This is a genomic window from Brevundimonas abyssalis TAR-001, assembly GCF_000466985.1.
GTDB lineage: Bacteria > Pseudomonadota > Alphaproteobacteria > Caulobacterales > Caulobacteraceae > Brevundimonas > Brevundimonas abyssalis.
Map to the genome: position 1 here is coordinate 1 of NZ_BATC01000077.1, position 10982 is coordinate 10982.

Here is a 10982-nt window from a genome sequence, read left to right on the forward strand (position 1 = left end):
CGCATCGAGGCGGTCAGCTTCGTGCATCCCAAATATGTGCCCCAGATGGCCGGGGCCGAAGAGGTCATGGCCGACCTGCCCCCGGCGACCGGGCGCAGCCGCATCGGCCTGGTGCTGAACGCCAAGGGCTATGACCGCGCCCTCACAACCGGGGTGGACGAGGTCAATGTCTCGGTGGCCGCCACCGACGGCTTCGGCCTGAAGAACCAGGGTCTGGACCTGAAGGGTCAGGCGGCCATGCTGGCCGACATCGTGGCCCGCCGTCACAACGCCGCCCCGGGCGATGCGGCGCCGTCCCTGTCGGTGACCATTTCGTGCGTCTGGGGCTGTCCCTTCGACGGCGAGGTGTCGGTGGATCAGATCGCCGATCTCGTCGGCCGCATCGGCGCCCTGGGCGTGGACGAGATCGCCCTGGCCGACACCATCGGCGCCGGCGATCCCTGGGCCGTGACGAAGAAGGTCGAGGCCGCGCGCAAGGCCGCGCCGGACGCGAAGCTGCGCCTGCACTTCCACGATACGCGCAACACGGGACTGGCCAACGCCTATGCGGGGGTCGAGGCGGGCGTGGACATTCTGGACGCCTCGGTGGGCGGCATCGGCGGCTGTCCCTTCGCGCCCGGCGCCACCGGCAACATCGGAACCGAGGACCTCGTGTACATGCTGCACCGGGGCGGCTTCGAGACCGGCTATGATCTGGACGCCTGATCGAGACGGCCCGCTGGGTCGGCCAGCGCCTCGGCAAGACGCCCCCCTCCAGCCTCAGCCGCGCCGGCCCGTTCCCGAAAGCCTGATCCAGGGCGTGTGCTCTATGCGCCCTAATCCGTAGGGCCGAGTGTTTCTTCCTCTTCGCTCAAGCCAAGCTCCCGCGCGAGATTGAGGGCGATGGAGGAAAGGTTTGCGCCGGTTGTGGAGGCGGTCTGGGGCGCCCCATAAAGGGCTTGCAAATAGGCGCGATCCCAACGGGTCATAACCGGCTCCTGCGTGCCCTCCTCGCTGAACAGGTCGAGAATTGACGGGTACGCTGGGTCAACATCCGGATCTATCTGGGCCAGGGCGATCATGGCCACATAGTCGGTGATCTGGATGAAATCGGCCTGTTCGAGCGCCGCCACATCCAGCACGATGATCACCTGCATCAGGTCGTCCCGCGTGTGGTCCATCACAGATGAACCGGCTACAGTCCTGCCGTAGGGGCCCAGATCGGCTGGCGACCTTATTTGCTGTGCGGCAAATGGGGGTTGCCCTGGAAGCCGCACCACCGGAAGGCCGGTGTCATCGTTCACGGGCAGGCTGACGTGCCACCATCGTACCAGGCGGGGAGTGTTCTGAAACGCATCCAGGGCCGCGCGGCCCCGGTCGGAGCCGGAAGCGCCGAGACGAAACTCGCGGGGATGGGAAGCGACCAGTTCGCGCGCAGTCGCATTCCCGTCCTCGGTCGCCGTGACGATGATGCTGGGGCGACAGCCCGGCTCTTCGATCTCGAGACCGACACTGTACGCCCAGTCGGACACGCGGTCGGCCATGAAACGGGAGGCTTCCGCCTGCATGCCGAGTACACCGACGCAGACTGACTCGCGCCATAACGCCGCCTTGCGACCGGGGATCGGCGCGGCCACCGAACTGACGAAGGCTTCAGCCGCCTCTCGGGCGCGCTCACCGACGACGACCACTTCCTCTACCTCAGTTGGGCCGTCCTGCGCAGCCAATTGAATGGGGGCGCCGGGCTGAACGCCCGCCACTAGCAGGGTGGAGGAAAAGATCAGAACAGAAATCAACCCACAACCCTAGCTTGACGAAGCGCTACCATAGGTGGCATCGTACCATAAAGAATGTATCGGCGGCAGCTTTGTTGTCGTTATCGTTCACGGCAGCGGGTGCTACGTCCCTGAAATGGTTTCTACGCCATGGTCGAGACCGCAGGCGGCAATGCTTATACCCAATGGCGGCACGACGCCGTTTCACCTTGATCGACTGCTGGGGGTCTCTGACACCCTGATCAGGGAGGATCGGGTCGATCTCTGCTTCCCACCCGCTGCAACGGTTCGGGGCGTCTGCTGTCCGGCAGGGCGCCCTGCGCCCCTTATGAGTTCGCCCGCTTCAGGTCCGGCGGCGTGGCCTCGTCGGTGAGGACGCGGATGGCCTCCTCAACCGTCAGGATCTCCTGGGCCTGGGAGCCGAGGCGGCGCAGGGCCACCTTGCCCTCTGCGGCTTCGTTGCGGCCCACCACGGCGATCACCGGAACCTTGCCCACAGAGTGCTCGCGCACCTTGTAGCCGACCTTCTCGTTCCTCAGGTCCGTCTCGACCCGCAGGCCGGCGGCCTTGAACTTCGCGGCCACTTCCTCGGCATAGCCGTCGGCGTCGGAGGTGATCGTCGCCACCACCGCCTGCACCGGGGCCAGCCACAGGGGGAAGGCCCCGGCGTAGTTCTCGATCATGATGCCGATGAAGCGCTCGAACGACCCCAGGATCGCCCGGTGCAGCATCACCGGCCGGTGCTTCTGGCCGTCCTCGGCGATGTAGGAGGCGTCCAGACGCTCGGGCAGCACATAGTCCAGCTGGATGGTGCCGCAGGTCCATTCCCGCCCGATGGCGTCCTTGACGATGAAGTCCAGCTTGGGCGCGTAGAAGGCGCCGTCGCCCTCGGTGACCACCGGTTCGGTGCCCGCCGCGCGGGCGGACTCGGCCATCAGGGCCTCGGCCTTGTCCCAGAACTCGTCGGACCCGGCCCGCACCTCGGGCCGCGTGCCCAGGCTGATGTAGGCGGTCTCCATGCCCAGATCGGCGTGGACGCTGCGCGCCAGTTCGATGAAGGCCGAGGTCTCGGCGACGATCTGGTCCTCGCGGCAGAAGATGTGGGCGTCGTCCTGGGTGAAGCCGCGCACCCGCATCAGGCCGTGCAGGGCGCCGGAGGGCTCATAGCGGTGGCAGGCCCCGAACTCGGCCATGCGCAGGGGCAGTTCGCGGTACGACCGCTGGCCCTGATCGAAGATCTGCACGTGGCCGGGGCAGTTCATGGGCTTCAGGCTGAGGGTCTCGCCCTCCACCGTCTCGCACACGAACATGTTGGGCCGGTATTTCTCCCAGTGGCCCGAGGCCTCCCAGAACTTCCGGTCCAGCACCTGGGGCGTCTTGACCTCCACATAGCCGGCCGCGTCCAGGCGGCGACGCATGTAGTCCTCGATCACCCGCCACAGCACCCAGCCCTTGGGGTGCCAGAACACCATGCCCCGGCCCTCTTCCTGCATGTGGAAGAGCTCCATGGCGCGGCCGACCTTGCGGTGGTCGCGCTTCTCGGCCTCCTCGAGGCGCTGCAGGTGGGCGTCCAGATCCTCTTTCGTGGCCCAGGCGGTGCCGTAGATGCGCTGCAGCTGGGCGTTGCGGTGGTCGCCGCGCCAGTAGGCGCCCGCCAGCTTGGTCAGCTTGAAGGCCTTGCCCACGAACTTCGTCGACGGGAAGTGCGGGCCCCGGCACAGGTCCAGCCACTCGCCCTGACGATAGACGGTGATGGTCTCGGCTTCGGGCAGGTCGCGGATGATCTCGGCCTTGTAGGCCTCGCCGATGCCCTCGAAATATTTGATCGCCTCGTCGCGGTCCCAGACCTCGCGCTCCAGCCGCGCGCCCTTGTCGATGATCTCGGCCATCTTCTTCTCGATGGCGGCGAAGTCGTCGGTGGAGAAGGGCTCGTCGCGGGCGAAGTCGTAGTAGAATCCGTCCTCGATGGCCGGGCCGATGGTGACCTGGGTGCCGGGGAACAGGCTCTGCACCGCCTCGGCCATGACGTGCGCGGCGTCGTGGCGGATGGTGGCCAGGGCCGCCGGGTCCTCGCGCATCAGCAGGCGGAAGTCGCCGCTGGTCTCAAGGGTGCGGTCCAGGTCCAGCTGGGCGCCGTTCAGCTCGACCAGCGCGGCTCTCTTGGCCAGCGACGGCGAAATGGACGCGGCCACCTCGCGGCCCGTCACACCTGCAGGGTACTGGCGCGCGGCGCCGTCGGGAAATTTCAGCTCGATCATGATGGCGCTGTCTTAACGGCGGGCGCGCCCACGGCATAGCCCCTGAGGCGCTCAAGCTTCAATCGTGACCGCTGTGGTTTACGCAGCTTCCAGACCATAGGCGCCGTGCAGCGCCCGCACCGCCAGTTCGGCGTAGGCGGCGTCGATCAGCACGCTGATCTTGATCTCGGAGGTGGAGATGGCCTGGATCTTCACGCCCTTGTCGGCCAGGGCCTGGAACATGGTCTGGGCCACGCCTGCATGGCTGCGCATGCCGACGCCGATGACCGAGACCTTGGCCACGTCCTCGTCCACCGCCACTTCCTCGAAGCCCAGCTCGCCCTGGGCGGCGCGGGTCAGGTCGGCGGCGCGCGAGGCGTCGCGGCGGCCGGTGGTGAAGGTCAGGTTCACGGTCTCAGGCGTGCGGGCCCGGGACTGGACGATCATGTCCACGTTCACATTGGCCTCGGCCAGCAGGGTGAACAGCCGCGCCGTGGTCTCGATCCGGTCCGGCAGGCCCAGCAGGGTGATGCGAGCCTCGTCGCGGCTCATGGTCACGCCCGACACGATGCGCTTTTCCACGATCTCGTCCTCTTCACAGATCAGGGTGCCCGACTTCTCGGGCAGGTTTCCGTTCTCGTCCGGTTCGATGAAGCTGGACAGCACCCGCACGGGCACCTGCTTCGCCATGGCCAGCTCCACCGAGCGGGTCTGCAGCACCTTGGCCCCCAGCGACGCCATCTCCAGCATCTCTTCGTAGGACACCCGCTCCAGCCGGCGCGCCTTCTGTTCGATGCGGGGGTCGGTCGTATAGACCCCGTCCACGTCGGTGTAGATGTCGCACGGGCATTCCAGCGCCGCGGCCACCGCCACCGCCGAGGTGTCCGAGCCGCCCCGGCCCAGGGTCGTGATGCGGCCATCGCGGGTCACGCCCTGAAAGCCCGGCACCACCGCCACCTGTCCGGAGTCCACCGCCGCGCCCAGCACCGCGCCGGGAATGTCCTCGATGCGCGCCCGGCCGTGGGCGTCGTCGGTGAGGATGGGGATCTGCCAGCCCATCCAGCTGCGGGCGTCCAGACCCAGATTGCGCAGGGTCAGGGCCAGCAGACCCGCCGTCACCTGTTCGCCCGAGGCCACCACCACGTCGTATTCGTCGTCGGACAGGGCCACGCCCGCTCCCGGCTTGCCCGCCCCGTCGGTCCAGGCCACCAGCTCATTGGTCTTGCCCGCCATGGCCGAGACCACCACCGCCACCTTGCGCCCGGCCTTGACCTCCGCGGCGACGATGCGCGCGGCGCGGCGGATGCGCTCCAGGTCCCCCATGGAGGTGCCGCCGAACTTCATCACCAGCCGCGTCATCGTGGCGCGAATCCCCCGTTGCAAACCGCGGCCCGGGCGTTCATCCCTTGAGCCATGGCCGCTTCTAGTCACACCCGCCCGGCGCGAGAAGCCCCGCCGCCGCAAGAAATCCTCGCCGAGGGCGCCAGCGGCGCTTCCATCGACCCGGCCGACGTGGCGCGCTTCTCGGCCCAGGCGGCGGAATGGTGGGACGCCAAAGGGCCTTTCGCGCCCCTGCACAAGTTCAATCCGGCCCGGCTGGCCTTCGTGCGCGATCAGGCCGCCGCCCGCTTCGGCCGCGACGTCCGCGCCCGCAAGCCGTTCCAGGGCCTGTCCCTGCTGGACGTGGGCTGCGGCGGCGGGCTGATCGCCGAGCCCATGAGCCGGCTGGGCTTTTCCGTCACCGCCGTCGACGCCTCGGCCGAGAACATCGGCACCGCCCGCGCCCACGCCGAGCCGCAGGGCCTGCCCATCACCTACCGGGCCGCCACGGTCGAACAGCTGGAGGCCGAGGGCGCAGGGCCCTTCGACGTGGTCCTGACCATGGAGGTGATCGAGCATGTGCGCGATCCGGAAGCCTTCATCCGCACCTGCTCGCGGCTGGTGGCCCCCGGCGGTCTGATGATCGTGGCCACCCTCAACCGCACCCTCAAGTCCCTGGCCCTGGGCAAGGTGGCCGCCGAGTACGTCCTGCGCTGGGTGCCCGCCGGCACCCACGACTGGCGCCAGTTCCTCAAGCCTGACGAAATCCGCCTGATGCTGTCCCATGAGCCGGTGGCGGTGGAAGGCCCGTACGGGATCGCGTATGATCCGCTGTCTGATCAGTGGTCGCAGGGCGTGGACGCGGACGTGAACTACATGATGGTCGCCACCCGCGACTGACGCTTGAAATATAATAGTTTCAACAACTTCTGGGGAGGAGTCATGTTGGTGCTTGTTTCAGTCTTCGCCGCCGTATCCTTGAACGCCGCCCAGCCCGCCGAGCGCATCACCGACTGGCGCGAGGCGGTGCGGTGTCTGGCCGCCTTCGAAACCGCCGCCTCGAAAAGCTTCGCCGCTCACGTTCAGGACACGGCCGCCGGCCATGACGACCGGGCGGTCGAGTACGACGACCTGGCCATGTCCCTGATCGGCAGCATGGGCGAGCGTTTCGACTTCGCCCGCCTGGAGCAGGCCGAAACCATCCGGGCGCGCGAGGCCCAGACGCTGGAGCCCTTGTCGCTGGAGCAGGTCCAGGCCCGCGCCGACGACTGCCGCGCCCGCCTGCCCGATCCGCCGGCGATCCCCTGATCGGTCAGACGGTCCGGATCATGTAGACCGCGTCCGCGCCATAGCCGGCCAGTTTCGCCGCCATGGCCGGGCTGTGACGGGGCGCGAAGCCCTGTCGCACCCAGAACGGCGCCGCGCCGTTCACGGCGGTCAGGGTGACCGTGGACAGGCCCGCGTCCCGGGCCGCCTGCACCGCCAGATCCACGCCCGCCGCCGCGTGTCCGCCGCCCCGCGCGGTCGGGGTCAGGGCCAGATCATGCAGATAATAGGCCTCGGGCGCCTCGGGCAGGCCGGGCAAAAGCGTGTTCAGCGCCGGCGCATCGTCCGCCCGCCAGGGATAGGCCACCAGATAGCCGGCCACGCCGCCCCTCGCGTCGGCCAGCACCTTGCACCCGGCCGGATGCAGCGCCAGCCGGTTGGCGAAACAGGCCCGGTCCTCCGGATGATCGGGAAAGGCCCCGGCCGCCACCGCGACCACCCCGTCCAGATCGGCCTCTGTCATGGGCCGCCAGGTCAGGCCGCCCATCAGTTGGCCTTTTTCGGATCGATCGGCGCGGGCGGCAGGGGCGCACACGGCACCCCGTCCTCTTTCAGCGCCCGGACCTCGGCGGGGGTGGCGTGGCCGTAGATGCCACGCTCCTCGGATTTCCCCTCGTGAATGGCGCGCGCCTCTCTGGCGAAGGCGTCGCCCACATTGTCGAAATTGGCCTCCACATGGGCGCGCACCTGACCGGCGGCCTCCATCATCATGGCCTGCACCTTTTTCGCCGTTTCAGGATCGGGCGCCGATCGCTTCGTTCCCGCCACCGCCGGGGCCATGATCTGCTTGGCCACCTGGCGCGAGGCGCAGAACGGGCACTCCACCAGCCCGCGCGCCGCCTGATCGTCATAGTCGGCAGACGAGCCGAACCAGGCCTCGAAGCCGTGGTCATTCTCGCAGGAAAGCGCGTAGCGGATCATGGGCGTGATGCGGGCGGATCGAAGTCGCGGTCGTGGGTCAGCTGCGGCACCGCGCGCCGGGCGCGGTCCACCGCTTCCATGTCCAGATCGGCCGTCAGCACGCAAGGCGCGTCGCCCTCCGCGCGAGCCAGCACCTCGCCCCAGGGCCCCACGATCATGGACCGGCCCCAGGTCTTTCTGCCGTCCTCGTGCTCGCCGCCCTGCGCCGGGGCCAGGATGAAGCATCCGGTCTCGATGGCCCGGGCCCGCAGCAGGGTCTCCCAGTGCGCCTCGCCGGTGGGCCGGGTGAAGGCGGCCGGAATCGCGATCATCACCGCCCCCGCCTTCGCAAGTTGCCGATACAGGTGCGGGAACCGCACGTCGTAGCAGACCGTCATCCCCAGCCCTCCCCACGGCGTAGCGGCGACCACCGCCCCGTCGCCGGGCCGGATGACCGAGGATTCCTTCCAGCTCTCGCCGTCCGGCAGGGTCACGTCGAACACGTGCAGCTTGTCATAGGCCGCGACCGTCTCGCCGCCGTCGTCGATCAGCAGCGACCGGTTCGCCGCCCGCCCGTCGCCCTCGCGGCCGGACCTGACGATGGCCGAGCCGATCAGCAGCCAGACGCCCAGCTCGCGGGCCAGAGCGCGCAGACCCGTCACCGCCGCGTCCGCGTCCTGATCCGTCACCGCCTGTTCGCGGCGCTCGCGCCGCTGCTCCAGCAGATTCACGCCCTCGGGCGTCAGGATCAGCCTGGCCCCGTCCTTCGCCGCCTGACGGATCAGCGGCGCCACATGCGCCAGCGCCGCCTCTTGCGTCGCGGGCGTACGGGTCTGGATCAGGGCGACGCGCAGGGTCATCAGGCGGCCAGAAGCGCGTCCAGCCCGCCGCGGGCGTCCAGCGCATGCAATTCGTCGCTGCCGCCCACATGGGTGTCGCCGATGAAGACCTGCGGGAAGGTCCGGGCGCCGTTCGCGCGCTGGATCATCTCCGCCTTCTTCTCGGGATCAAAGGCGGCCTCGACCTCCTCGAAGTCCGCGCCCTTGCGCTCGAGCAGCGCCAGGGCGCGCACGCAATAGGGGCAATAGGGTTTGGTGTAGATGACGACCTTGGCCAATTCGCAACTCCTTCTGGCGCCATATCTAGGGTGTCGGCGCGTCGGAGTTAAGCGCCTCAATCACGACAGGGTTCGCGCCGTGCGCACACGGGCCACCACCGCCAGGTCCACCGCCCGCGCCCCGGCCGCCATCAGGGCCTTCGTGCAGGCCTCCGCCGTGGCCCCGGTGGTCAGCACATCGTCGATCAGCAGGATGCGGCGGCCCTTCACGTCTTTTCGCCCCGCCTCCGTCACCGAAAAGGCCGCGCGCACGTTCAGCCGCCGCCCCCTCGCGCTCTTGCCGCCCTGGCTGTCGGTGCGCCTCGCCCGCACCAGGCGTCGGGCAGATAGGCCAGCCCGCTCATGCGGGCCAGCGGCCGGGCGATCTCGGCGGCCTGATTGAACCGGCGCGAGATCAGGCGAAAGGGGTGCAGCGGCACCGGCGCCACCGCATCGGCCTCTGCGATCAGGTCCGCCGCCGCCCGGCTGATCCAGCGGGCGAACAGGGGCGCGTGCTCGTGGCGGTCGCCGTGCTTGAACTTCAGGATCAGGTCCCGCGAGGCGTCGTCATACACACAGGCCGCCCGCGCCCGCTGGAACGCATAGGGCTTGGCCAGACACGCCGCGCAGCGGTCCGCGGCAAACGCCCCGCCGTCGAACTCGAACCCCGCCCCGCAGCCGTCGCACACCGGCGCCTCCAGAAAGGTCGCCCGGCTGAACCCGTCCGCCGTCAGACCCGAACTGCCGGCGGGCTCTGCGGCGTCCCAGGCCACCGGCGGAAACAGGCGTCCGCCGCCGTCCGACCCATTGTCACGGCCATGCGCCGGGCTGCGCCGCCCAGTTCGGGCAAACGGGTCTCTTCCCATCGCCGCCGCCAGCCGCCATCTAGGAGGTTCATGTCCGCCCCCGCTTCCCCTTCGGCGCCCCCGCGCCTGTTCGACCCCCGCCGCCGCGCCGCCCGTCTGGCCCGCGCCGCGCGCCGGTTTTCCGACGCCGACTTCCTCCACCGCCGGGCCGCCGGGCACATGGCCCAGGATCTGGAATTCATCCTGCGCGACTTTGCCGCCGCCGTCGACGTCTCGGCCCACCCCGGCCTGTTCGAGGCCGTGCGCGGGAGGAAGGCGTCGCGCGCCTCGGCGCCGTGGCGGTGATCGAGGACGCAGCGGTCCGCGCCCAACCCGCCTCCATGCCCCTGCCGGTTGCGGACAGCACGGCGGACCTGATCGTTTCGGTCCTGTCGCTGCACTGGGCCGACGACCTGCCCGGCGCCCTGGCCCAGATCCGCCGCGCCCTGAAGCCCGACGGCCTCTTCCTGGGCGCCCTTTTCGGCGGGACGACCCTGAACGAGCTGCGCGGGGTGCTGACCGAGGCCGAACTGGAGCTCACCGGCGGCGCCCAGGCCCGCGTCTCGCCGTTTGCAGACGGATTCGACGGCGCGGCCCTGCTCCAGCGGGCCGGCTTCGCCCTGCCCGCCGTGGATGTGGACCGCATCACCGTGCGCTATTCGGGCCTGCCCGCCCTGATCCACGACCTGCGCGCCATGGGCGAGACCAGCGCCCTGGCCGGGCCCGCGCGCCCCATCCGTCGTGACGTTCTGGCCCGCGCCGCCGCGCTCTACGCCGAACGCCACGCCGACCCGGACGGCCGCATCCGCGCCACCTTCGAGATCATCCATCTGACCGGCTGGGCGCCCCACGCCAGCCAGCCCAAACCCGCCCGCCGGGGCTCCGCCACCGTCCGCCTCGCCGACGCCCTCAACACCCGCGAGATCACGGGCGAGGAAGACGGCTAGATTTCAGGAAAGAGGGTGCGGTCGGTCGAGGCGGCGCCAGCTGGCGCGAGTTCTGACCCTGCCGTCGCATCCGCGCCCGGCGAAGTACGCCTCACGGCGAGGGATCAGGGCGCCTCATGCGTAAGGCGAGGGTGCGCACCACGCTTCTCCACAGGGTCTGTCCATCATGTTTCGCGTTCCCCTCGCCCTCGCCGTCGCCGCTGCCGTTGTTGTTTCGGCTCAACCAGCCTGGGCCCACGCCCGGCTCGTCAGCGCGACGCCGGGAGACGGGCAAACCGCGTCCGCCGTCCGGTCGGTCAGCCTGACCTTCAGCGAGCGGTTCGCGGCGCCGTTCTCCAGCATCGAACTCGAAGACGCCCAGGGGCGCGCCGTGCCGCTTCGCAGCAGCGTTTCGTCCGACGGCAAGACCCTGTCCGGCCGACTCGAGACGCCGCTGTCGGCCGGCGTGTACCGCGTGACCTGGGCGATCGCGGCCTCCGACGGCCATCGCATGACCGGCTCCTACACCTTCACGGCCCGCTGACCCGATGATCGAGGCCGGCGTCGTCGTCCTGCGC

14 protein-coding genes and 1 pseudogene are annotated in these 10982 nt (G+C 69.5%); 6 read left to right on the forward strand and 9 right to left on the reverse strand.

All coding sequences use genetic code 11. From position 1 onward, the window contains the following. Positions 1-791 (forward strand): annotated as a pseudogene (locus tag MBEBAB_RS13565) (hydroxymethylglutaryl-CoA lyase); the annotation flags it as partial. Between the two features lie 24 nt (positions 792-815). On the opposite strand, the gene MBEBAB_RS13570 reads toward MBEBAB_RS13565, so the two are convergent. From MBEBAB_RS13570 to MBEBAB_RS13580, 3 genes are all read right to left on the reverse strand, one after another. Next, positions 816-1775, reverse strand: a complete 960-nt coding sequence (locus MBEBAB_RS13570; RefSeq protein ID WP_045319394.1) for a hypothetical protein — start codon at positions 1773-1775, stop codon at positions 816-818. 305 nt (positions 1776-2080) lie between these two features. Further along, positions 2081-4012 (reverse strand): threonine--tRNA ligase, encoded by a 1932-nt coding sequence (thrS, locus tag MBEBAB_RS13575; RefSeq protein WP_021698561.1) that lies wholly within the window; start codon positions 4010-4012, stop codon positions 2081-2083. Between the two features lie 78 nt (positions 4013-4090). Further along, complete coding sequence (locus MBEBAB_RS13580) at positions 4091-5350, reverse strand: aspartate kinase (RefSeq protein ID WP_021698562.1); 1260 nt, start codon at positions 5348-5350, stop codon at positions 4091-4093. Between the two features lie 54 nt (positions 5351-5404). Here MBEBAB_RS13580 and ubiG point away from each other — a divergent pair, with 54 nt between their 5' ends. After that, complete coding sequence (gene ubiG, locus MBEBAB_RS13585) at positions 5405-6211, forward strand: bifunctional 2-polyprenyl-6-hydroxyphenol methylase/3-demethylubiquinol 3-O-methyltransferase UbiG (protein ID WP_021698563.1); 807 nt, start codon at positions 5405-5407, stop codon at positions 6209-6211. 48 nt (positions 6212-6259) lie between these two features. Next, positions 6260-6619: a hypothetical protein gene (locus MBEBAB_RS13590; RefSeq protein WP_021698564.1), complete on the forward strand. Its 360-nt coding sequence runs from the start codon at positions 6260-6262 to the stop codon at positions 6617-6619. A 4-nt stretch (positions 6620-6623) separates the two neighbouring features. Here the strand turns inward: MBEBAB_RS13590 and MBEBAB_RS13595 are convergent, their stop codons facing one another. Genes MBEBAB_RS13595 through MBEBAB_RS13615 form a run of 6 tightly spaced genes read right to left on the reverse strand, consistent with a single transcriptional unit; the run spans position 6624 to position 9499 of the window. Then, complete coding sequence (locus MBEBAB_RS13595) at positions 6624-7124, reverse strand: GNAT family N-acetyltransferase (protein WP_021698565.1); 501 nt, start codon at positions 7122-7124, stop codon at positions 6624-6626. Then, the gene (locus MBEBAB_RS13600) at positions 7124-7558 is read right to left on the reverse strand and encodes a DUF1178 family protein (RefSeq protein ID WP_021698566.1); all 435 of its coding nucleotides are present in this window, start codon (positions 7556-7558) and stop codon (positions 7124-7126) included. The genes MBEBAB_RS13595 and MBEBAB_RS13600 overlap by 1 nt, the downstream gene beginning before the upstream one ends. Next, entirely contained in the window at positions 7555-8397 is an 843-nt protein-coding gene (locus tag MBEBAB_RS13605) for a carbon-nitrogen hydrolase family protein (RefSeq protein WP_021698567.1), read from the reverse strand. Before MBEBAB_RS13605 ends, MBEBAB_RS13600 begins: the two co-directional genes overlap by 4 nt. Next, positions 8397-8654, reverse strand: a complete 258-nt coding sequence (gene grxC, locus MBEBAB_RS13610; protein WP_021698568.1) for a glutaredoxin 3 — start codon at positions 8652-8654, stop codon at positions 8397-8399. The genes MBEBAB_RS13605 and grxC overlap by 1 nt, the downstream gene beginning before the upstream one ends. A 60-nt stretch (positions 8655-8714) precedes the next feature. Then, positions 8715-8906 (reverse strand): ComF family protein, encoded by a 192-nt coding sequence (locus MBEBAB_RS18745; RefSeq protein ID WP_373852951.1) that lies wholly within the window; start codon positions 8904-8906, stop codon positions 8715-8717. Positions 8907-8908: 2 nt separating this feature from the next. Further along, positions 8909-9499: a ComF family protein gene (locus MBEBAB_RS13615; RefSeq protein ID WP_373852953.1), complete on the reverse strand. Its 591-nt coding sequence runs from the start codon at positions 9497-9499 to the stop codon at positions 8909-8911. A gap of 30 nt (positions 9500-9529) precedes the next feature. Here MBEBAB_RS13615 and MBEBAB_RS18460 point away from each other — a divergent pair, with 30 nt between their 5' ends. From MBEBAB_RS18460 to copC, 3 genes are all read left to right on the forward strand, one after another. Next, positions 9530-9784 (forward strand): hypothetical protein, encoded by a 255-nt coding sequence (locus MBEBAB_RS18460; RefSeq protein WP_162471534.1) that lies wholly within the window; start codon positions 9530-9532, stop codon positions 9782-9784. Continuing rightward, positions 9775-10425 (forward strand): methyltransferase domain-containing protein, encoded by a 651-nt coding sequence (locus MBEBAB_RS13620; protein WP_306302039.1) that lies wholly within the window; start codon positions 9775-9777, stop codon positions 10423-10425. The genes MBEBAB_RS18460 and MBEBAB_RS13620 overlap by 10 nt, the downstream gene beginning before the upstream one ends. A gap of 166 nt (positions 10426-10591) precedes the next feature. Next, entirely contained in the window at positions 10592-10948 is a 357-nt protein-coding gene (copC, locus tag MBEBAB_RS13625) for a copper homeostasis periplasmic binding protein CopC (protein WP_021698571.1), read from the forward strand. The last annotated feature ends 34 nt before the right edge of the window (positions 10949-10982 follow it).